Origin of the sequence: Salirhabdus euzebyi (assembly GCF_014207435.1) — a bacterium.
Classification (GTDB): Bacteria; Bacillota; Bacilli; order Bacillales; family Alkalibacillaceae; genus Salirhabdus; species Salirhabdus euzebyi.
The window spans coordinates 83,233-103,540 of the sequence record NZ_JACHGH010000013.1; the positions used below are offsets into that span (position 1 = coordinate 83,233).

At 35.7% G+C, this 20,308-nt stretch carries 24 protein-coding genes, 1 riboswitch and 1 other annotated feature; of the genes, 19 read left to right on the forward strand and 5 right to left on the reverse strand.

The features are described 5' to 3' along the window. Window positions 1-29 precede the first annotated feature (29 nt). Window positions 30-1,433 (forward strand): dipeptidase PepV, encoded by a 1,404-nt coding sequence (gene pepV, locus HNQ94_RS16855; protein ID WP_174497256.1) that lies wholly within the window; start codon window positions 30-32, stop codon window positions 1,431-1,433. Between the two features lie 105 nt (window positions 1,434-1,538). On the opposite strand, the gene HNQ94_RS16860 is transcribed toward pepV, so the two are convergent. Further along, the gene (locus HNQ94_RS16860) at window positions 1,539-2,423 is read right to left on the reverse strand and encodes an ArsR/SmtB family transcription factor (protein ID WP_174497255.1); all 885 of its coding nucleotides are present in this window, start codon (window positions 2,421-2,423) and stop codon (window positions 1,539-1,541) included. Window positions 2,424-2,571: 148 nt separating this feature from the next. On the opposite strand from HNQ94_RS16860, the gene HNQ94_RS16865 reads away from it, so the two are divergent. The 15 genes from HNQ94_RS16865 to HNQ94_RS16935 all read left to right on the forward strand — a co-directional run bounded on the left by HNQ94_RS16865 (window position 2,572) and on the right by HNQ94_RS16935 (window position 13,292). Beyond that, window positions 2,572-3,138: a GNAT family N-acetyltransferase gene (locus HNQ94_RS16865; RefSeq protein ID WP_174497254.1), complete on the forward strand. Its 567-nt coding sequence runs from the start codon at window positions 2,572-2,574 to the stop codon at window positions 3,136-3,138. Between the two features lie 95 nt (window positions 3,139-3,233). Next, window positions 3,234-3,512: a binding site (T-box leader), on the forward strand. Between the two features lie 371 nt (window positions 3,513-3,883). Further along, a complete protein-coding gene (locus tag HNQ94_RS16870) occupies window positions 3,884-4,681 on the forward strand; it encodes an SAM hydrolase/SAM-dependent halogenase family protein (protein WP_246200047.1) in 798 nt (265 codons plus the stop codon). A 16-nt stretch (window positions 4,682-4,697) separates the two neighbouring features. Further along, entirely contained in the window at window positions 4,698-5,252 is a 555-nt protein-coding gene (locus HNQ94_RS16875; RefSeq protein ID WP_174497252.1) for an ECF-type riboflavin transporter substrate-binding protein, read from the forward strand. A gap of 101 nt (window positions 5,253-5,353) precedes the next feature. Continuing rightward, entirely contained in the window at window positions 5,354-7,066 is a 1,713-nt protein-coding gene (locus tag HNQ94_RS16880) for an ABC transporter ATP-binding protein (RefSeq protein WP_174497251.1), read from the forward strand. After that, a complete protein-coding gene (locus tag HNQ94_RS16885) occupies window positions 7,057-7,884 on the forward strand; it encodes an energy-coupling factor transporter transmembrane component T family protein (protein WP_174497250.1) in 828 nt (275 codons plus the stop codon). Before HNQ94_RS16880 ends, HNQ94_RS16885 begins: the two co-directional genes overlap by 10 nt. 276 nt (window positions 7,885-8,160) lie before the next feature. After that, window positions 8,161-8,454, forward strand: a complete 294-nt coding sequence (locus HNQ94_RS16890) for a hypothetical protein (RefSeq protein WP_174497249.1) — start codon at window positions 8,161-8,163, stop codon at window positions 8,452-8,454. After that, complete coding sequence (locus HNQ94_RS16895; protein WP_174497248.1) at window positions 8,454-8,897, forward strand: spore coat protein; 444 nt, start codon at window positions 8,454-8,456, stop codon at window positions 8,895-8,897. Before HNQ94_RS16890 ends, HNQ94_RS16895 begins: the two co-directional genes overlap by 1 nt. A gap of 793 nt (window positions 8,898-9,690) precedes the next feature. Continuing rightward, entirely contained in the window at window positions 9,691-10,107 is a 417-nt protein-coding gene (locus HNQ94_RS16900; RefSeq protein WP_246200042.1) for a VanZ family protein, read from the forward strand. 197 nt (window positions 10,108-10,304) lie between these two features. Next, complete coding sequence (locus HNQ94_RS16905; protein ID WP_311771636.1) at window positions 10,305-10,628, forward strand: GNAT family N-acetyltransferase; 324 nt, start codon at window positions 10,305-10,307, stop codon at window positions 10,626-10,628. A gap of 309 nt (window positions 10,629-10,937) precedes the next feature. Beyond that, window positions 10,938-11,108: a PspC domain-containing protein gene (locus tag HNQ94_RS16910; protein ID WP_311771637.1), complete on the forward strand. Its 171-nt coding sequence runs from the start codon at window positions 10,938-10,940 to the stop codon at window positions 11,106-11,108. A gap of 48 nt (window positions 11,109-11,156) precedes the next feature. Next, window positions 11,157-11,495, forward strand: a complete 339-nt coding sequence (locus HNQ94_RS16915; RefSeq protein WP_174497247.1) for a hypothetical protein — start codon at window positions 11,157-11,159, stop codon at window positions 11,493-11,495. Then, window positions 11,486-11,659 carry a hypothetical protein gene (locus HNQ94_RS16920; protein ID WP_174497246.1) on the forward strand — a complete coding sequence of 58 codons (174 nt, stop codon included), beginning with the start codon at window positions 11,486-11,488 and terminating at the stop codon, window positions 11,657-11,659. Before HNQ94_RS16915 ends, HNQ94_RS16920 begins: the two co-directional genes overlap by 10 nt. A 132-nt stretch (window positions 11,660-11,791) precedes the next feature. Beyond that, window positions 11,792-11,974, forward strand: coding sequence for a hypothetical protein (locus tag HNQ94_RS16925; RefSeq protein ID WP_174497245.1), 183 nt, complete (start codon window positions 11,792-11,794; stop codon window positions 11,972-11,974). Window positions 11,975-12,124: 150 nt separating this feature from the next. Then, entirely contained in the window at window positions 12,125-12,763 is a 639-nt protein-coding gene (locus HNQ94_RS16930; protein WP_174497244.1) for a hypothetical protein, read from the forward strand. 82 nt (window positions 12,764-12,845) lie between these two features. Next, entirely contained in the window at window positions 12,846-13,292 is a 447-nt protein-coding gene (locus tag HNQ94_RS16935) for a hypothetical protein (RefSeq protein WP_174497243.1), read from the forward strand. 188 nt (window positions 13,293-13,480) lie between these two features. On the opposite strand, the gene HNQ94_RS16940 is transcribed toward HNQ94_RS16935, so the two are convergent. Together HNQ94_RS16940 and HNQ94_RS16945 are read right to left on the reverse strand one after the other, a co-directional pair. Beyond that, window positions 13,481-13,657: a hypothetical protein gene (locus HNQ94_RS16940; RefSeq protein WP_174497242.1), complete on the reverse strand. Its 177-nt coding sequence runs from the start codon at window positions 13,655-13,657 to the stop codon at window positions 13,481-13,483. A 65-nt stretch (window positions 13,658-13,722) separates the two neighbouring features. Beyond that, window positions 13,723-15,678 (reverse strand): aconitate hydratase, encoded by a 1,956-nt coding sequence (locus tag HNQ94_RS16945; protein WP_174497241.1) that lies wholly within the window; start codon window positions 15,676-15,678, stop codon window positions 13,723-13,725. 184 nt (window positions 15,679-15,862) lie between these two features. Here HNQ94_RS16945 and HNQ94_RS16950 point away from each other — a divergent pair, with 184 nt between their 5' ends. Then, complete coding sequence (locus tag HNQ94_RS16950; RefSeq protein WP_174497240.1) at window positions 15,863-16,849, forward strand: Gfo/Idh/MocA family protein; 987 nt, start codon at window positions 15,863-15,865, stop codon at window positions 16,847-16,849. A gap of 41 nt (window positions 16,850-16,890) precedes the next feature. Here HNQ94_RS16950 and HNQ94_RS16955 read toward each other — a convergent pair whose 3' ends face one another. Continuing rightward, the gene (locus HNQ94_RS16955; protein ID WP_174497239.1) at window positions 16,891-17,220 is read right to left on the reverse strand and encodes a helix-turn-helix domain-containing protein; all 330 of its coding nucleotides are present in this window, start codon (window positions 17,218-17,220) and stop codon (window positions 16,891-16,893) included. 86 nt (window positions 17,221-17,306) lie between these two features. Further along, window positions 17,307-17,447, reverse strand: coding sequence for an anti-repressor SinI family protein (locus HNQ94_RS19480; RefSeq protein WP_174497238.1), 141 nt, complete (start codon window positions 17,445-17,447; stop codon window positions 17,307-17,309). A gap of 30 nt (window positions 17,448-17,477) precedes the next feature. Next, a riboswitch (cyclic di-GMP riboswitch) is annotated at window positions 17,478-17,562 on the reverse strand. A gap of 399 nt (window positions 17,563-17,961) precedes the next feature. Between HNQ94_RS19480 and iadA the strand changes: the two genes are divergently transcribed. Continuing rightward, window positions 17,962-19,134, forward strand: a complete 1,173-nt coding sequence (gene iadA / locus HNQ94_RS16965; RefSeq protein WP_174497237.1) for a beta-aspartyl-peptidase — start codon at window positions 17,962-17,964, stop codon at window positions 19,132-19,134. Between the two features lie 121 nt (window positions 19,135-19,255). Continuing rightward, a complete protein-coding gene (locus HNQ94_RS16970) occupies window positions 19,256-20,185 on the forward strand; it encodes a DMT family transporter (protein ID WP_174497236.1) in 930 nt (309 codons plus the stop codon). Window positions 20,186-20,308: the final 123 nt, after the last annotated feature.

Here is a 20,308-nt window from a genome sequence, read left to right on the forward strand (position 1 = left end):
AATTAGAAAGTAATTGAAGAGGTGAAAAGATGGTTAACTGGCATGAGGAAGTAGTAAAAAGAAAAGATGAACTAATAAATGATCTATTTGGGTTATTACAAATAGAAAGTGTAAAGGATGAACAAACGAAAACTGCTGAACATCCAATGGGGGCAAAGATAGGAGAAGCACTTCAATACGTTTTGAACCTATCAGAAAAAGCGGGATTTGATACAAAGAACATTGATGGATTCGCTGGTCACGGACAGTATGGTAGTCATGATAATGCAACTAATATTGGTGTTTTATGCCATGTTGATGTCGTACCAGCTACTGGTACCTGGACGAGCCCACCTTTTGAACCGGCTATTCGAGCTGGGAAAATTTATGCAAGAGGTGCCATTGATGACAAGGGCCCAACAATAGCTGCGTTTTATGGACTTAAAATAGTGAAGGAACTAGGTTTACCTTTAAGCAAAAACGTCCGGATCATTTTTGGTACTGATGAAGAAAGTGGCATGAGCTGTATGCGTCACTATAAAGAAGTGGAGAATATGCCTGCAGTTGGATTTGCTCCGGATGCTGATTTCCCTATTATTCATGCAGAAAAGGGACAAATTAATGTTAAGCTAACGGTGGCAAACGACGGATCGGCAGAGCAATCATCAATTGAACTAGTTTCCTTTGAAGCGGGTAACCGAATTAATATGGTACCAGAAAGAGCGAAGGTAGTACTTAAAGGAGCTACGGAGCAATTACATAAAGACTTTATGGCTTTTTGTGATCAAGAAGGATTACAATATAATATTGATTCCGGAGACTCTGAATTAGAACTTACTTTATTTGGGGTTTCTGCACATGGCATGGAGCCTCACATCGGACTAAATGCAGGGACAACGATTGCAACATTTTTGCAAAATTATGATGTTCAGCAGGATGCAATCACGTTTCTTCAATTTATAGCAACGCTTCACAAGGATTATGAAGGAAATAATCTTGGAATAACTTACTGTGATGACCTAACAGGTCCCTTAACAGTAAATCCAGGAATTCTAAGTTATCAAAAAGGCAGTGAAAATGTTGTTTATCTCAATATCCGTTGTCCGGTATCGACTAATTATGAACAAACAAAAAATCAATTAAAAGCTACAATAGAAGAAAAAGGTTTTCGTATTACAGACTTAAGACAATCTAATCCTCACCATGTGGATGGTGATCATCCTATGATTCATGCTCTTCAAAAAGCTTATCAGGAGGAAACTGGTTTAGAACCAACACTATTGTCTACAGGTGGAGGAACTTATGCTCGTTTTATGGAAAAAGGTGTTGCGTTTGGTGCATGTTTTCCTGGAAAAGAAATGACAGCCCATCAAAAGGATGAGTATATCGAAGTAGAGGATTTATTAAAAGCAACAGCCATTTATGCAAGAGCTATTTACGAATTAGCAAAATAAGAAATAGATAAAAGACACTCCCACTACGATAGAAAATTGGGGGTGTCTTTTGGCATAGGGTAATGGAAATAACCGTTCTTAGTTTTGGGCTTATACAAATTGTTTTTATATTAGGCATGACTCTATGTGTCGAAGAGGGGTTGTCCTCGTACTAAAGACAAAAGGACCATCTTGATTAGTAAAATGAGTATGCAATAATCCTGCTGAGCGTAAAATCATCAGATGGTGATGGACATTACCTTTAGAGCCGCCAATGCATTTTGCTATTTCCGTGAAAGTTAATTTTTTATGAAGCAGCAATTGCAAAATGTCTACCCTTTTTTGATCCGAAATTGCTTTCCCGACACTTAGTAACCTAGTAGTGTTATCAGGCTGTTCTGGGAATAAACAATACAATTTTCCTCGTACAGTATGATAGGTTGCCAACGGTTTGAAATGGTACGTTGGAATCAAATAGACATCCTTAAACGCTTCTGTTTCCAGTTTTACACCGTTCGTTAAGGCATCTAGTAGCTCTTCTTTATTATTCTCCACTGCTAAAAGCTTTGCCTTAGCTAATTCCCCTAATAACTTATGAGAAATGTCCCCTTCTTTATTAGAAAAGTATTGTGTATGCCAACCCGATAATATTTCTACTAATTCATCTCGAGCTTCTGCAAGATTATTTGGGAGACTTTCGTTATCCATTAAAGACGGAGCAAGCTGTTCGTATAGCTCACCAGGAGTTTGCTGTTGAATACTTTGTAGAACTTCTTCAATACTAGATGATTCATCCGTAGATTCAACCAAAACATCTAGCAGATCAAATAACTGCAGATCCGTTAAATTATCTATTTTATTTAATAAGGAAGAACTTACTTTCTCCCGAATTTCGTGTGTCCATTCTTTCCCGACATTTATGTACTTTAATTTAGACTGTCTTTTATATAAAAGAAAACTAATGATTAACTCGTGGATTGGTGAATATTTTAAGTGGATGTGAAAATTCATTAAATCAACCTCCTATAGATATAATGAGTATATCATTTTGCATTCACCAAATGAAGAACAAAAATATTTGTTCTAAAACCATTGACTATTAATAAGTTGTTCAATTATTATTGAACTATAAAAATAGAGTGGAAAGAAGTGGTACGACATGCAAACGAAGAAAGTAAAACTGTTTATTGGAGAGAAAGTATATTTAAAACCATTTGAAAAAGAGGATATAGAGGTCGTATATGATGGTATTTGCAATGAGAAAATACGGAAGCTTACAGGACTTCAAAGGGTTTACACCAAAAATTTTATGGATGAGTATTCAGAAAAGATTTCGAATGATGCAAGCAGAGTCTTTTTACTTATTGTGACATCAGATAATGACACAATAATTGGTGATGTAGAAATTAATTCTATTGATACATTTAACCGAAACGCTAACATTAGAATTGAAATTCACAACGAAGACTATCTAGGGAATGGATATGGGACAGAAGCGATGCAGTTAATGTTAAAGCATGGATTTGGAACACTTAACCTTCACCGAATAGAACTAGAGGTTTTTTCTTATAATGCTAGAGCAATAAAAGCTTATGAAAAACTCGGTTTTAAAAAAGAAGGGGTAAAAAGGCAAAGCTTATACTATGATTTTGCTTATCATGACGCAATTACAATGTCGATGCTAAAGGAAGAATTTATCAATCTGTATGTAAATATAAAGGGATAATAACCCAATAATGATAAATTAACCTTATTAAGTGAATTTTTAGAAAAATAATTATTGCATTTTAATTAAAGCTCATGTATTATTACTCATAACAAATAAAGGCAATGAAGAGAGAAAGTAAAATCAAGTTATTTTTTCACAGAGAGCTTCGGTAGCTGAAAAGAAGCAAAAATGCTGATTTGAAAATGGGCTCTGAGCTGCGGACTGAACGTATCTTCAGATATTAGTAGGTTTCGACGAGATTTGGTACTCGTTATCAATACCACAGTATAAAACCGATGAAAGTGTTAGGATGTTTTGTACTTGATGAGACTGTTTGTGTGAACTGACAGTGAACTAAGGTGGTACCACGCGATTAAAACCGCGTCCTTATCTATTAAAGATAAGGGCGTGGTTTTTTTAATTTTAATTAGGGGGCGATTGATGAAAAGGAACAGAAAGCTTTTGGGATAGGTTAAAAAGAAAACGTACTGGTTTTATTTCTTTTATTTATTTTGTAAAACGCAACTAAGTAGTTGAAACGAAGGCTCCTTCGGGATGCGTGCCCAAATGAAATCCACCAGACGAAGTCGAGGAGGTTCATTGGGAAGCAGCGGAAAGCGAAGCGTATTTCAACTACAGACTTTGGTAACAAAGAATGAAAAAATCAAGTAACAAAAAACAATCATGAAAGGGGAGTATTTTTTTGAGTCATGCATTGGTATTGCAATCTGATTTTGGTTTGAGTGATGGGGCTGTGAGTGCCATGTATGGAGTAGCGCATTCTGTTGATCCAACTATTCCAATATTTGATTTAACACATGATATTCCCCCGTACAATATTTGGGAAGCATCCTATCGACTATTACAAACCATTACATATTGGCCAAAAAATGCAGTTTTTGTTTCTGTTGTAGACCCGGGAGTAGGCTCAGACCGTAATAGTGTTGTCGTAAAAACTGCGTCTGACCAATACATCGTTACACCAGATAACGGTACACTCACACATATCAACAACAGTATTGGAATTGTAGAAGCGAGAATTATTGATGAAAAAGTAAATCGCCTCCCGAAATCTGGAGCATCTCACACGTTTCATGGGCGAGACATTTATGCTTACACAGGTGCGAGGTTAGCTGCAGGAGTGATCAGCTTTGAAGAAGTCGGACCATCGTTATCATTAGAAGCTATTGTCAACTTACCCTTTTTCGAAGCCCGTATAAAGGATGAAGTTTTAACAGGAATTATTGATATATTAGATATTCGTTTTGGAAACCTTTGGACAAATGTAAGCCGAGAATTATTTTTAACACTTGGTATTGAGTACGGGGACACGATGGAAGTGACAATCGAAAATGATACGAGAAAAGTGTATAAAAACATTATGACGTATGGTCGTTCTTTTGCGGATATTAATGTTGGAGAACCGCTTGTTTATGTTAATTCGTTAGACAATATGGCAGTTGCCATCAACCAAGGTTCTTTTGCCAATGCATACAACATCGGAACTGGATCAAACTGGCGAATTTCTATACGTAAAGCACCTAAAATTATTTATAATTAGAGGAGAGGTTATATAAATGAATGCAAAATTAGCAACGAAAACAATTGTAGCGATTGGGATTGGAACAGCCGTATTTGTCATTTTAAACCGTTTTGCAGCAATTCCGTCTGGTATACCTAATACAAACATACAAACTTCCTATGCCTTTTTAGCTTTAATGGCTATCGTGTTCGGGCCTTTAGCTGGATTACTTATCGGTCTTATTGGTCACGCTCTAACTGATTTTGTCGTTTGGGGATCTGTATGGTGGAGCTGGGTAGTTGTTTCTGCTTTTGTCGGTTTAGTCATCGGATTATTCTCAAAAAGTGTCAACATTGAAGAGGGAGAATTTGGCCGTAAGCAAATTATTTCCTTCAATATTGGTCAAGTAGTTGCACAAGGGGTTGGTTGGTTCTTATTGGCCCCAATACTAGATATTCTCATTTACGCAGAACCAGCGAATAAAGTCTTTGTTCAAGGTTTGATTGCAGGTACGTCAAACATCGTAACAGTAGGTGTAATTGGTACAATCTTATTACTTGCATATGCTAAAACGCGCAGTAAAAGTAATAGCCTAGATATAGAGGCTTAAATTTCCTCATCAACCGGAGGCTCTAGCTTCCGGTTTTTACCTTTCTAGCAAAAAAATGATAGAATGATATATCAATAGATAGTAACGGCAGGGGATACATAATGAAAAAACCTATCATTCAATTTGAAAACTTTGGATTCAAGTATCGTAGTCAGGCACAGCCAACACTACATGATATTAATTTAACCATTTATGAAGGGGAAAAGGTGTTAATTGTTGGTCCTTCTGGATCAGGAAAAAGCACACTTGCTCATTGCATAAATGGTTTAATTCCTCATTCTTATAAAGGTGAAAAAACGGGTAGTTTGAAAATGAATGGGCAGGAAGTATATAACCAAAGTATTTTTGAGCGTTCAAAAATGGTGGGCACTGTATTACAAGATCCAGATAGTCAGTTTATAGGGATTACAGTAGCCGAAGACATCGCTTTTTCTTTAGAGAATGATTGTACACCTCAAGACGAAATGGTTAATCGGGTAAGCCAGGTGGCAAAATTAGTAGAAATGGATGAGTTTCTATCAGCCTCTATTCATCATCTGTCTGGAGGGCAGAAACAGAGGGTTTCTCTCGGTGGTGTGATGGTGGACAACGTAGACATTTTATTGTTTGATGAACCGTTAGCAAACCTGGATCCTGCTACAGGAAAGCACGCTATCGATTTAATTGATGACATTCAAAAAGAAACAAATAAAACAATTGTTATTATCGAACACCGGCTAGAAGATGTACTACATTCAAAGGTTGACCGGATTATCGTTGTGAATGAAGGGAAAATTGTATGTGATGCAATCCCAAATGAGCTTTTATCTTCTACTGTATTAGAAGAAAATAATCTAAGGGAACCATTGTATGTAAAAGCGCTGAAATATGCTGGGTGTGAAGTGACACCGGAAATAGAACCTGAACATATTCATAAAGTTAAGGTGGAGAACTGTAAAGATAAGCTTCAAAGTTGGTTTGAAGCAATTAACGCTAAAAAGCATAGTTCAAACGAGCCTATTGCTTTAGAACTTCAAAATATATCATTTGGTTATGATTCAGATAAACAAATATTACATAATATCTCCTTCTCGATTCAAAAAGGGGAGATGATAAGTATAGTAGGCAAAAATGGTGCTGGTAAATCAACACTTTCCAAGTTAATCTGTGGCTTCGAAAGACCGAGTACAGGGAAAATACTGTTAAATGGTCGAGATATTACAGATGATTCTATTAAAGAACGTGCAGAAAAAATCGGTATCGTTATGCAAAATCCTAACCACATGATTTCCAAGCATCTTATTTTTGATGAAGTAGCCTTTGGGTTAAAAGTTAGAGGGATTCCGGAAAAAGAAATAGAGGAACGAGTAGAAAAAACACTTAAAATATGTGGGCTATATCCATTTCGTAAGTGGCCAATTAATGCTTTGAGCTTTGGTCAAAAGAAGCGAGTGACTATTGCTTCTGTTTTGGTGATGAATCCAGAAGTCCTTATTTTAGACGAACCAACTGCTGGACAAGACTTCCGACACTATACGGAAATAATGGAATTTCTCGTCGAGTTAAATAAACTAGGTGTGACCATTATGATGATTACGCATGATATGCACTTGATGCTGGAATATACGCCGAGAGGAATTGCGATTTCAAATGGGGAAAAAATTGCAGATGACACTGCTGCAAACCTTCTAACAGATGAAAGAGTAATCAAAAAGGCAAATTTAAAAGAAACGTCTTTATTCGAACTAGCTTTACGGTCAGGTATTTCACAACCAAGAGAATTTGTTCAACAGTTTATTCATTATGACCGGGAGGTGCGACATAGATGGCAGTAGAAATGTTGTCCTATATTGATAAAAAATCTCCCATTCATTCCTTAACAGGTGCCACAAAGCTAATTTGTTTGCTGTTATGGTCCTTTACGGCAATGCTCACCTACGATACTAGAATTCTATTATTTTTATTTGTAGCTAGTATTGTCATATTTAAAATTTCAAAAATAAAGTTGAAGGAAGTATCCTTTGTCCTCCTGTTAATCTTAACTTTTTTAATGCTTAATAATATAGCTATTTACCTTTTCTCTCCTCAAGAGGGCGTTGGGATTTACGGTACAAAACATGTTTTGTGGGATCTACCAGGGAGATATGACTTAACAGCAGAACAAATATTTTATCAGATCAATATTACATTAAAATATTTTGTCGTCATTCCTGCTGCCTTGTTATTTATGGTTACAACCCAACCGAGTGAATTTGCCTCCTCCTTAAATAGAATTGGAGTAAGCTATCGAATTGCCTATTCTGTCGCCATTGCATTGCGTTATATTCCTGATATTCAGCGGGACTATCGCAACATTGCGCTTGCGCAACAAGCAAGAGGAATTGATCTTTCCAGAAAAGAAAAGCTATCACGAAGACTGAAAAATGCGGCTGCTATTATCGTGCCTCTTATTTTTTCTAGCTTAGAACGAATTGAAGTTATTAGTAACAGTATGGACCTAAGAGGGTTTGGGAAAAACAAAAAAAGAACGTGGTATAGAGCAAGGCCCTTTAAGGTAGGGGATTATATGGCCATTACTTTTTTAACGGTGTTGTTTATCGTATCAATCATTGTTACTTTTCATGATGGGAATCGTTTTTATAATCCCTTTTAGGTATTTCTACAGATGACTTGTTTTGGTTTTGGAGTTCCGTTTTTAAATCGAAATAGTTTTATATAAGACATATAAGTATGTACCTTAGCTGAAAAGCTAAGGTATTTTTATTACTCTCATTTTGCTAAATGGCGAAATAGCCAAGTTTCTAATTTGCATAGGGTCAAATCTACTAAGACATCTACCTTTTTTTCAATAGAATAGGGTACAGCCCTGTCCGGATTAATAGAAATTAATATAGTAGTTAGTGAAGATAACAGAAAGGAGTGAAAGATATTGAGTGATATGAACCAAGAGCTATCAAGGCTATCCAAAAGTTTAGCGGGGATGACTGTTACTAGTGTTTTGAAAAAGCACAATATTGCTGGTGATAAACAAAGCTTAGTAGACTTATCCGACGAACAAAAGCAAGAATTAAGAGAAATAGCTAAAAACCTAGAATCAATAGTCAATGATTATGTATCCCAAAATGATGAGGGGCCTGAAAAAATATCTGAAAATTTACAGGCTGTTGAAAGTCCCCTTCGTAAGTTATTAAACAAAACGAAAGAGAAGGAGAGTGGTGAATAATGGCTAAGAGAAGAAGACGAAGAGATATTGATCCTATTGAGGACCATGCATTCTGTGGTGGTAACAGTGATGCAGCACTAGCTTCTACGGACGTTCAGGAATCAGAAACTTTTCAAGGTTCATTTGAAATAATTGAAATCAGGGATTCTTGTGATGTTAACGTAACATCAACAGATACCCAAGTGGCTGTTTCTATTCAGGCAGCAGTTCAGGTTGCAATTGCTCTAGTAGTAAACATTTCTATTGCTGATAGCAACCGTGCAGAGCTTGTAACGAAGGAGCTTTTACAACGTGCTGAAATCGACCAAGTAAATAAACAAAAGATTTTAATTGAAGGCTGCGAAAAAGTAGATGTAAGAACACGCGACACAGATGTAGCTGTTTCCCTACAAGTACTAGTTCAAATTCTAGTAGCACTTCTTGTACAATTAAATATTTTTTAAGTTTCCCCGTTAGTAGCACCCATTGAACACTCCTTTTAAAATAGATGCCAACTCCAGTTAATGGAGTTGGCTATTTTTCTTAAATTTATAGAAGGATTGGAATAAATTTACCTAGGGTAACGTCTATTAATGATGGATGAAAATCAGTATAATGAAAAAGCACATTTTTTATAAAGCACTATACGTAAAGATTGTTGTCAATTGTATCAGAGTTGATGGAAAATGCGACGTAACTTAATATGTATGAATCACGGCCGCTACGGAAATACACTACGCTTTCCACGGGCTCGCGCTGAGCCTCCTCACTCGCAAAAATCGCTCGCTGTGGGGTCTCAACGTCTTCGCTGTCCCGCAGGAGTCTACGTGTATTTCCTTCGCTAAGCATGTGCTTATCTTTAATGTACGGATGAATTGGGAAAAAGAAAGTTAAAAATATAGTCATAGAGGTAGGGAAGAATTATCTAACATGCCTAAATGGTTTACCACTATCCTTGAATCAGAAAGTCAATCTTAGCGTAGGCAGAATACGCAGACTCCTACGTGATAGCACGTGTCTGAAGACCCCGCAGCGGTGGTTTTTCGTGAGGAGGCTGAGGCCGTGGAAAGCAAAGTATTCTGCCGAAGCAGTCGTGTAGCACTCATCAAAATGCATACCTATAGTTACTTCGCAGTTTAAGGAAATCAAGCAACAACTATTGTAGAAAAGATCTTTTATAAAGAAATTTCTATATGTTAAATAAATTTATTAAATAAATTGCTCGTAATTAAAATAGATTTTAAATAGGTGATTATAGTGAGAAAAATAGTTTGGATCGTATTTTTTATGTATACATCGTTACTCATTTATTGGATGTTCTTCGGTTTTTCCCGGATTCCAAGTGAAGAATATAAATACAATTTCACACCGTTTTCTACAATCAAAAATTATTTCACTTATTTTTCTCATTTTCCGTTCCTAACCTGGATTATTAATATAGGTGGAAATATTGTTGTGTTCATACCATTTGGTATCTTTCTACCTTGTTTGTTTATCAAATTGCGTAATGTCCTATCTTTTTTAGTCGTTTTTTTACTAGGGATCACTATATTGGAAACGTCTCAATTATATTTCCGGGTAGGAAGCTTTGATGTAGATGATATTATATTAAACTCAGTAGGAGCTTTAATAGGTTTTGTTGTCTACTTTATTTTTAGGCGAACAAAATCATAGTAACAAACTATTCAATTCAGATAACCCATGTTTTCTTAAAGAATAACTATTTTGGGTTCATATAATGAAAATGGCATAGAAAATGGTATGGAAATTGCCCATGCCATTTTTCTTGTTTTTAACTAATGAGTAGTAAACTTTAAGACATTTTTAATAAAACTAGTATATATTAAATATAGTAAAAAAGGAGTGGTGTTGTGAGTTTCAAAATTATGAGTTTTGCTGAAAGACCAATTAAGGCTAATGATTTAATGACACTCTATCATGATGCAGGGTGGTGGGGTGAAAGAAAAGAACAAGATATTGAGCTTATGCTACAACGAGTAATTTCAGTTGGTATTTGGAAAAATGATGTTCTTATAGGCTTTGCACGAGCTGTATCAGACGGAAGCTTTCGGGCATATATTGAGGATGTTGTCATACATAAAGAATTCCAAAAAACAGGCATAGGGACAAAACTTGTTTCACGACTGCTAGACGAACTTTCAGATATTGATATTATCAGTGTGAAAAGGATTTAATCCCTTTTTACGAGAAAAATAACTTTAAGTTTAGTAAATCTCAATTTGTTATGCACAGAAAATAAAAAATGTTAAAGGGTACAAGAGGATCGTCATTAGACGGTCTTTTTATTTTGATTTTCACAGTGATAATTGGAATTTTATGTTAAAATTTAATCATATGGATTCTGTGTTAATGACCAGTAATATTTAATAAAAGTATTGGTTATGAGTAGGATTTTTATTAGGTTCTGTTAAGAGGGGGATTGAATTTAAAAGTAAGTTAAAAAGTCTTCAACAGATAAGTCTATAAGTGGTGTTTGTGGAGGGATAGCAGAGTATTTCGGTATATCTCCTTTGGCAGTCAGACTAATCTTCATTTTACTAACTGGTGCTTTAATTCTTTCTAATAGATGGCTGATAGTCCTCAGTCATTATACTAAACAAACTGTGCAAGAGTTTAGCAAGGGATGTCGAGTTGGGCACATCCAATTGTACTAATGGGCAGGATTGTGTAATAAGGAATAGTATTATGGGGGTGAAAGAACGGTGGGGAAGAAAAAAACAGGAATATTTTTAGCTGTATTAATACTGATCTCATTGGCTGCCTATTATTTTTATAATTCAAAAGTGCTATATGGAAATAATAAGGCATCTATTGTTAAGGTGATTAATTCTATTGATAGCTTTAAAAATAAGGAAATTGAAATATTAGATATAAACGATGTTGATGATTTAAGAATTGTAGGTCTATCTAATAATAGTCCGTCATATATCGAATTTAATAAAAATCAAAAGGGGAATTATGTCTGGCAACGTTTTAGTTCTCATAATAATGATTCTTTTAGTATGTTCTTACCGTTAAAGGGAAGTCCAAAATGCTCGTAACGAATAATGAAAATAAAATTGCTAAAATGCAGGTTGATATAAATGGTACAACATTAGAACAATATTTTACTCCTTATCAAGCAACTGTTACTTGGGTTGATTTTCCTCATGAAAATATAAATAGTTACGAATTTCGGAATTATAAATATTACGATAAAAATTGAAATCTAATTAAAGAGAATTAGTTTTTCAACTAACGGGAGCGAATGTTGAACAAGGGTAATAGTCTTCCTTTGTTAGAGTAACGAAGAAGAAGGATTTAATAAAGAGTTTATATCAATTTTAGGGGGGAGTATTTGTATACAATTAAATTTTTACTTACGTGGATTATAGGGATAATCGTTTCAGCAGTAATTATGGCAATTTCGTCTAATGAAAAAGTAGCTTGGGAACTTGTTATAATTTTGAGTGTAGCTGGATGTGTAGGTGTACTTATTTCATCGGGTATAAAGAAAGCTTTGAAAAAAGAAGAAGACTAAAAAAAGCATATTGAACATTTTTCACTAAAGGGAGCGAATGTTGAACAAGGGTACTCGCATTTCGCAAAAAGAGTTGAAGAAGGAACAAACAACATATCCAATAAATAGTAGGGAAAAATAACCTTTGATAAAAAATCAAAGGAGAATAAAATGAAACTTTTTACTGTAATTTCAATTTTAGCATTATCAATAATTACTTTAACTTTTGTAGTCCATGGAAAAATAATAAGTCAAAATGAAACAAGAGAAATTTCTAATACAGAATTGAGTTTAACATTACAAGAAGCAATGGAAGTCGCACAAAAAGAGGCGTTAAAGTGGAATAAAGAAGCAAGGTTATATCTTGGAATTAGTGTTGATAGAGATGAAACGCCAACAGGAATGGATGGTAGAAGAAAACATTGGAATTTCCAATTTGGTACACCAGGTAAAAAGGATTTGTATTTAGTATCTATTCGTGATGGAGAAGTGTGGAAAACAAAACATTTCCCTAATGAATTAGACAGTATGCCTAAAAACTACTTTATCTCTGATATTGAAGAATTCAAGTATGATACACCTGAATTACTCAAAAAGGGAAAGAAAATCACCAAGATATATCCAGGGGACATTTTTGCTAAGGGATATAATTTTGGTATCAAGAAAGACTCTGAGAAAAAAATTCCACTTGTGATGGTAATTGGATGGACTAAAACAAAGAAATCCATGATTTACTTGTTGTTCAACGCAATAACAGGGGAGCTAGAAGAAAGATTTGAAAGAGAGCAATATAAAAACATTAAAAACTGAATGAGTTGTTGTCGGTTGGCAGCTCTTATTTCGCTAACTAAGCAGGATAATTGAACAATCGAATAAAATCGGGGGATGCGTTATGAAAGAAATTATAAAATATCTTGTTATTGTTTTAATCATTGCTTTACTGGTGGGGTGTGTTGTAAATCAAAATTCAACTAATTCAGTTAATGAGGAAGAAAAAACTGAAAAAGTAGAGGCATATAAAGCAGAAACTGTTTCTCACGAAGAAGGAGATTATAAATTAGTTAATTCACAAATTTCAATGTTTGGAACAGGTGAAAATCTGAAAGTTGAAGCTAGACTCATTGAAGATTTCTACGATAAAGAGGGCAATTATATTAAAACCCGTTTACTACATTCAACAACTCAAAACGGCGATGAAGAGGTATATATTGATGAACCTATGACTATTATATTGTCCGAACAGTTTGGTGAAAATGAACCAATGGCAAATGAATTAACGGAACAGGAAAAGGAAGATATTAAGGAGCATATTTTAGAGCTATTCAATAGCAATTTTTAATGTTTAGGTTCTTATTCAAGTAACGGTCCTTTAGTTGAAGAAGTTAAAATCTAGATGTCAAAAACTCAAAAAAAAAGACGTGCCAAATCTTTTGTCAATTTGCACGCCTTTTTTAATCCATTTAAATGATATGCACCTCAAAAACGGAACAGTTTATTAAAAAACTGATTTTTCGATTGGGATATACCCTATTCAAGAACCCGATTATTTTCATCTACAGAAAATGGTGCATCAGGTTCGGGGCTATCTCCAGGCAGAAATATACCGTCTCCGCCACAAACAGTACACGTATATTGCCACTCTTCGTCATCAGCTAAAAGCCCTACTCCATCACATGCCTTGCAAATATGATTTCGATCAACCATTGCTATCTCTCCTTGTCTTTCTTAACTACCATTAGTTTTCCTTTTTTTTATAAAAAAATTCCATTTTAAATAGTACTATTTTGACGATTCTTTACCCAATTAATTAGTCCGCCTTGTAGCATAATATCAATTTGTCTAGGGGACAATGCATGCTTAACTTTTATGTCTACATTTTTATCTTCCACACGAACAGAAAATTCATTGCTTTGCTTTATCTTGTCTCTTAAATCTTTAAATTGGAGAACGTCTCCCTGTTCAAGTTTGTTGTAGTCTTCCTCGCTGGCAAAGGTTAATGGTAATACCCCAAAATTAACGAGGTTCTGCCAGTGGATACGTGCAAAGTCCTTCACGAGGGCGACTCTTAATCCTAAATAACGCGGAGCTAAAGCAGCATGTTCACGGCTAGACCCTTGGCCATAGTTGAATCCACCGACTACTGCGTGACCACCTTTATTACGTGTAGCCATCCCTCGTTGATAATAAGTATCATCAATAATTTCAAACGTAAATTTACTTATTTCTGGCAAGTTGCTTCGGAATGGGAGTACGCGTGCACCACCTGCTAAAATTTCATCCGTTGATATGTTGTCGCCCATTTTTAATAAGATAGGAAGAGTAAGTTCATCAGGTAGTACATCCATTTCAGGTATAGAGGCAATGTTAGGTCCTTTATAAAGCTCTACATTTTTGGCATCTTCTGGTGATAATGGCTTATCAAGTAGTTGATCATCAATAGTTGAATTTTTAGGGTTTTTCACCTTTGGATATTTCATATTTAACGTTCTAGGATCTGTTATTTTTCCTGTTAATGCAGATGCTGCTGCAGTTTCCGGACCACACAAAAACACACTATCTTCTTTCGTACCAGAACGACCTGGGAAGTTTCTCGGTGTAGTACGAAGGCTATTCCTACCGGTAGCAGGGGCCTGCCCCATTCCAATACATCCATTACATCCAGCTTGGTGGAGACGAGCTCCCGATTGTAATAAATTTGCGATATGTCCTTCCTTTACAAGATCCATTAACATTTGCCTAGAAGTAGGGTTTATATCAAAGGAAACACCGTCAGCAATATGTTTCCCTTTGACAATTTCGGAAGCTATTGCAAAATCCCTAAAACCAGGATTAGCTGAAGACCCTAGATAAGATTGATATATTGGCTCCCCGGCTATTTCCTTTACGGGTACTACGTTGCCAGGACTAGAAGGTTTGGCAACCATTGGCTCTATTTCGGACAAATTGATTTCTTCATGCAAATCATAGTCAGCTCCACGATCTGCTACTAGTTTCATCCAATCATCTTCTCGTCCTTGGTCTTTCAAAAAGCGTTTGATTTCCCCATCCGATGGAAAAACAGTTCCTGTTGCACCGAGTTCAGCCCCCATGTTGGCGATAACGTGACGGTCCATTGCATCTAAGCTTTTTAATCCAGGACCATAATATTCTATTACGGTACCAACGCCACCTTTTACATCATACCGACGCAACAGTTCTAAAATAACATCCTTTGCACCAACCCATTCAGGTAGCTCCCCAGTTAGCTTAATTCCCCAAACTTTTGGCATTTTCACATAAAATGGCTCCCCGGCAATTGCCATGGCGACATCAATACCACCTGCACCCATTGCAAGCATACCCATACATCCATTCGCACAAGTATGACTATCTGAGCCGAGTAATGTCTTACCTGGTTTCGCTAATCGTTGCATGTGAACGGGATGACTTACACCGTTCCCGGGGCGGCTATAATAAAGTCCAAACCTTCTCGTTGCACTTTGTAAAAACAGATGATCATCAGGATTTTTACTATCTACTTGAATAAGGTTATGATCGACATATTGAGCTGAAGCCTCCGTTTTTGCATAATTTAATCCCATTGCTTCAAGCTCTAGCATCACCATTGTACCTGTTGCATCCTGTGTTAAGGTTTGATCAATTTTTAACCCAATTTCTTCTCCTGGTTTCATCTCTCCTGAAACGAGGTGATCCTTAATCAATTTTTGGGTTACATTTAACGCCATGTAATTACCTCCTAGGTGTAATTTTTACCGTTTTATAAGTACTCCATATAGCTTATGAAAAAAAATTGTTTTTTAACATAAAAAATATACGTTTGATAACGGGGTATGTATTCTATTCATGACACGGTATAATCTGCTACTATGAATAGTAAGCAGAAAAAACGGATGAGAGAGGATTGTGAAGATGATACGCTTCGGAGTTATTGGGACCAACTGGATAACAACAAGATTCCTCGATGCAGCAAGTAATATAGAAGATTTTTCATTGGTTGCTGTTTATTCAAGAACAGAACAAAAAGCAGAAGAGTTTGCGGAAAAGCATGGAGCTACTTTGACCTTTACTAGTATAGAAAAATTTGCAGCAAGTAAAGAAATAGATGCGGTTTACATTGCGAGTCCAAATTCTTTCCATGCCGAACAAGCGATAATTTGTATGAATGCTGGTAAGCATGTCATGTGTGAAAAACCGTTAGCTTCTAACGTGAAAGAAGTAGTGAAAATGGTTGAGGCAGCTAAGAAGAATGGTGTTTTGTTAATGGAAGCTCTTAAGACAAGTTTTCTTCCAAACTTTATAAGTATTCAGGATAATTTACATAAAATTGGAAAAGTGAGACGATTTTTTGCAAGCTACTGTCAGTATTCTTCCAGGTATGATGCTTATAAACAAGGGACTGTGTTAAATGCTTTTAATCCAAAGTTTTCAAATGGAGCTCTAATGGATATTGGGGTTTACTGTATATATCCACTAGTTGTATTGTTTGGAGAACCAAAAAGTATAAAGGCAAATGGGATAATGCTGAGTTCAGGTGTGGATGGTGAAGGAAGTGTCTTGCTACAGTATGAGGAGATGGATGCTATTATTATGTATTCAAAAATAGCTGATTCCTATGTATCTTCAGAAATACAAGGGGAAGATGGAAATATCATCATTGATCAAATTAATAACCTTGGGAAGGTCGAAATAAAATACCGGGATGGAAGGGTAGAGGATATTACACAAACTCAGCATGACAATACGATGTTTTATGAAGCGAAAGAGTTTATCGATTTAATAAAACATCACAAAACAGAATCTACACGTAATTCATTTAACCATTCTCTCCTGACAGCTAAAATATCTGAACAAGTTCGAAAGCAGAATGGAATTGTGTATCCTGCTGATCTTGACTAAAACGAAACAAAGCTAGGTCTTATTTGGACCTAGCTTTGTTTTTACTTGTTTTGGAGCTTCCATTTATTGAACTCTAAAAACTCTTTAAATTCATCCTTTGAAACACCTGAATTCATCGCTTCTTGAACTAGATTAACCCACTCAGTATCTAGCATGTCATTATCAGATACTTTCGTGCTGTCATAAAGAAAAGTATTTACAGAAACACCTAAAACCGAGGATATCTTTTCTAAGAACTGAATAGAAGGATTTGATTGGAGGTTGCGTTCAATAGAACTTAAATAGGATTTGGCAACTCCTGCTTCTTCCGCTAACTCAGACAAAGACATTTTTTTCTGTAAACGAAGCTGTTTAATACGTTCTCCGATCATGTTCTTCACCTTCCTTGTCCTGATAATTATAACATATACAGAAGGTTTTGTTTTGTATGAAGAACATTTTTGCGAAAAATAATCGTTTAGTCCTGGTAACTGCTTCTAGCTGTTCTTTTTTCGACGAAGAAGACTTTAATTTCCTCCTCACTTATTCCCATACGCAACGCCTCCAAAATAAGTACAACCCACTCCTGATCTAAGGACTCTCTCACCTTTTGCTCCACTGTATTCCCCTCCTAAAATACAAGTGCATATCAGGCAGTCCAGCCATCCTAGTTGTAAAACCTTAGACCTGTGACTTTGCGTCCCTATTTTTCAATAGGTTTGCCCTTAACTGCTTCACTTCAATAAATAATTGAAAACAGTTTTATCTATGTATCTGTTTGTTTCACTTAGTATATATAAAAGCAGGGGAGCATTGTGCAGAAGTATGTCGATTGATAAAAGTCAAATTCTTACAAGAAAAGGTTGTCCTAAAATTGTAAAAATGTGGTTTTTAAGTAAATTTCTTAAAAAGTACTCCGTATTGGTATCAAATAATTACTATTGTTATTTTCTTTAGAAAAAATAGAGACAATAAACTGCCGAATTAACAGAAAATTACAATAATTTGTCGATAAGTTTTTAGAAAAATACCCTAATAAAATGTTTAAATGTATAGTTATATCTTTTCTTATAAGAATTTTTCATGTTTTAATGAAAGAAAGGATACTTATAGAGGAGAAAGTGGGAAGGAATATGTTAAAACTCATTAAAAATGGACAAGTTTATGCACCTGAATACTTAGGGGTAAAGGATTTACTTTTAATCGGTAGCAAAATAGGGCATATAGAGGATCGAATAACTGTTCCAAATAATTTTGTGAATATAGAAGTTATTGATGCAAAGGGGAAAATTGTAGTTCCTGGTTTTATTGATTCACATGTACATATTACAGGGGGTGGTGGTGAAGGAAGCTATAAAACTCGGACCCCCGAATTACAATTATCCGATGCAACATTGAGCGGTGTAACGACCATAGTAGGTGTTATTGGTACAGACGGCACAACAAGGACAATGACAAACTTAGTGGCTAAGGCAAGAGCGTTGTCGGAAGAGGGGATCACCTGTTATGCCCATACTGGTTCCTATCAAGTACCTGTCAAAACCCTTACAGGAAGTATTGAAGACGATATCATTTTAATTGACCTCATTATTGGATGCGGAGAAATTGCAATTGCTGATCACAGGTCATCTCAACCAACAGTTGAAGAGTTTGCGAGACTTGCCTCACAAGCACGTGTCGGAGGGATGTTATCTGGTAAAGCAGGCGTCATTAATGTTCATGTTGGGGGAGGTGAAAGCTGTTTATCGTTATTAGAGGAAGTGGTAAATACTACAGATATTCCAATTAAACAGTTTCATCCCACACATATAAATAGAAATGAAAGGCTACTTGAAGCAGGCCTACAATATGCAAAAAAGGGTGGATATGTAGATTTCACAACAAGTACAATACCAAAAGGATTAGATACCTCAACCGTGAAAAGCAGCAAGGCGTTAAAAAGAATGTTGGCAGAAGGTGTTTCTATCGATCAGGTGACATTTACTTCCGATGCACAAGGTAGCCTGCCTGATTTTGATGAACAGGGAAATTTTATTGGATTGAAGGTTGCAAAAATAAATAGTCTATTTGAAGAAGTGCGCGACGCCATAATACAGGAGCATATTCCAATTGAACAAGCTATTCAGGTTGTTACAAAAAATCCAGCAGCCATATTAAAGCTTAGCCAAAAAGGCCAAATTAAAACGGGATTAGATGCAGATGTTGTTTTATTAGATGAAAATCTACTAAACATTGATACAGTAATTGCCAAAGGGCAAGTAATGGTCCAAAATGGAAAGGCAGTAGTAAAGGGAACATTTGAATAATCATGGGTTTATGTAATATACTAGATTAATTGAAAAAAGCGAACCTCATCGGTTTGCTTTTTTACTTTAGCAATGCAAAACTAGTAATGGAGCGACCTAGTTTGTAAAGTAGGTGTTTAAAATGTTCAAATCATATGTATTATTACTTATTACCGTTATTATATTTGCTGGGAATTTATTAGTAGGAAGAGCGATAAATGACTTGCCTGCCTTTACTATTACATTTTTTAGATGTTTTATTGCCTTATTGATTATACTACCTTTTGGAATAAAGCAACTAAAAGCAAAGCGTGAACTGTTTAAAAAGGAATGGAAACCGCTTATCGGAATGGGATTTACAGGCATTATATTATTCAACCTTCTTGTCTACAGTTCATTAGTTTATACGACATCAACAAATGCAGCGATTGTTGAAACAACTGCTCCAATATTCACCATCATTATTGGTGCTCTCTTTTTGAAGGAACGGTTAAACAAGTTGCAATATTTCGGGATGGTACTATCTTTAACCGGTGCAATATGGGTCATAACAAAGGGTTCATGGCAAGTGATTACTGGGCTGCAATTCAATATTGGCGATATTATTATGTTAGTCGCTATGTTGATGTGGTCAATATATTCGATTCTCGTAAAGGAGCATAACAGCAAATATCCTGCATATGGTGGGCTGACCATCATGCTTAGTTTGGCTGTTGTTGTTTTGTTTCCTTTTGCCTTAGTGGAATGGCTTCGCGGGATAGAAAGTTTATTTACACTTGAGAAAATATTAGGACTCTTATATTTGGGAATATTTCCTTCTATTATTGCGCTTATGTTCTGGAATAAAGGCGTTCAAGACATCGGGCCATCTCGTGCATCCATATTTTTAAATTTGCTCCCAGTCTTTACGATTATTGGAGCGGTATTATTCCTTGGGGAAAAAGTTATTTGGGCGCAGCTATTTGGTGGTTTCCTTGTTATAACAGGGGTTATCTTGTCCACAAGAGGAAAGGGTAAACGAAAAGATGTTATGCAGGAGGAAAAATTAACAGATAAAAGTATAAAGGTTTGATTGAACAATGTAAAAAAAGAGGATGGCTACATTGAACTGTAACCCGGAAAGCGGACACTGATAAAAAGTGCCCTTTCCGGGTTTTTGTGTTTCAATATAATTAATAAAAATGGGCGGAGGACT

Excerpts from the sequence above, each read along its gene's own strand:
- HNQ94_RS16885 (WP_174497250.1), top strand. The coding sequence starts at position 7,057 with ATGGCAGTAGAAATGTTGTCCTATATTGATAAAAAATCTCCCATTCAT.
- HNQ94_RS16875 (WP_174497252.1), top strand. The coding sequence starts at position 4,698 with ATGAATGCAAAATTAGCAACGAAAACAATTGTAGCGATTGGGATTGGA.
- iadA (WP_174497237.1), top strand. The coding sequence starts at position 17,962 with ATGTTAAAACTCATTAAAAATGGACAAGTTTATGCACCTGAATACTTA.
- HNQ94_RS16865 (WP_174497254.1), top strand. The coding sequence starts at position 2,572 with ATGCAAACGAAGAAAGTAAAACTGTTTATTGGAGAGAAAGTATATTTA.
- HNQ94_RS16920 (WP_174497246.1), top strand. The coding sequence starts at position 11,486 with ATGCTCGTAACGAATAATGAAAATAAAATTGCTAAAATGCAGGTTGAT.
- HNQ94_RS16940 (WP_174497242.1), bottom strand. The coding sequence starts at position 13,657 with ATGGTTGATCGAAATCATATTTGCAAGGCATGTGATGGAGTAGGGCTT.
- HNQ94_RS16860 (WP_174497255.1), bottom strand. The coding sequence starts at position 2,423 with ATGAATTTTCACATCCACTTAAAATATTCACCAATCCACGAGTTAATC.
- HNQ94_RS16880 (WP_174497251.1), top strand. The coding sequence starts at position 5,354 with ATGAAAAAACCTATCATTCAATTTGAAAACTTTGGATTCAAGTATCGT.
- HNQ94_RS16970 (WP_174497236.1), top strand. The coding sequence starts at position 19,256 with ATGTTCAAATCATATGTATTATTACTTATTACCGTTATTATATTTGCT.
- HNQ94_RS16870 (WP_246200047.1), top strand. The coding sequence starts at position 3,884 with ATGTATGGAGTAGCGCATTCTGTTGATCCAACTATTCCAATATTTGAT.
- HNQ94_RS16935 (WP_174497243.1), top strand. The coding sequence starts at position 12,846 with ATGAAAGAAATTATAAAATATCTTGTTATTGTTTTAATCATTGCTTTA.
- HNQ94_RS16950 (WP_174497240.1), top strand. The coding sequence starts at position 15,863 with ATGATACGCTTCGGAGTTATTGGGACCAACTGGATAACAACAAGATTC.
- HNQ94_RS16945 (WP_174497241.1), bottom strand. The coding sequence starts at position 15,678 with ATGGCGTTAAATGTAACCCAAAAATTGATTAAGGATCACCTCGTTTCA.
- HNQ94_RS16955 (WP_174497239.1), bottom strand. The coding sequence starts at position 17,220 with ATGATCGGAGAACGTATTAAACAGCTTCGTTTACAGAAAAAAATGTCT.
- HNQ94_RS16895 (WP_174497248.1), top strand. The coding sequence starts at position 8,454 with ATGGCTAAGAGAAGAAGACGAAGAGATATTGATCCTATTGAGGACCAT.
- HNQ94_RS16930 (WP_174497244.1), top strand. The coding sequence starts at position 12,125 with ATGAAACTTTTTACTGTAATTTCAATTTTAGCATTATCAATAATTACT.
- pepV (WP_174497256.1), top strand. The coding sequence starts at position 30 with ATGGTTAACTGGCATGAGGAAGTAGTAAAAAGAAAAGATGAACTAATA.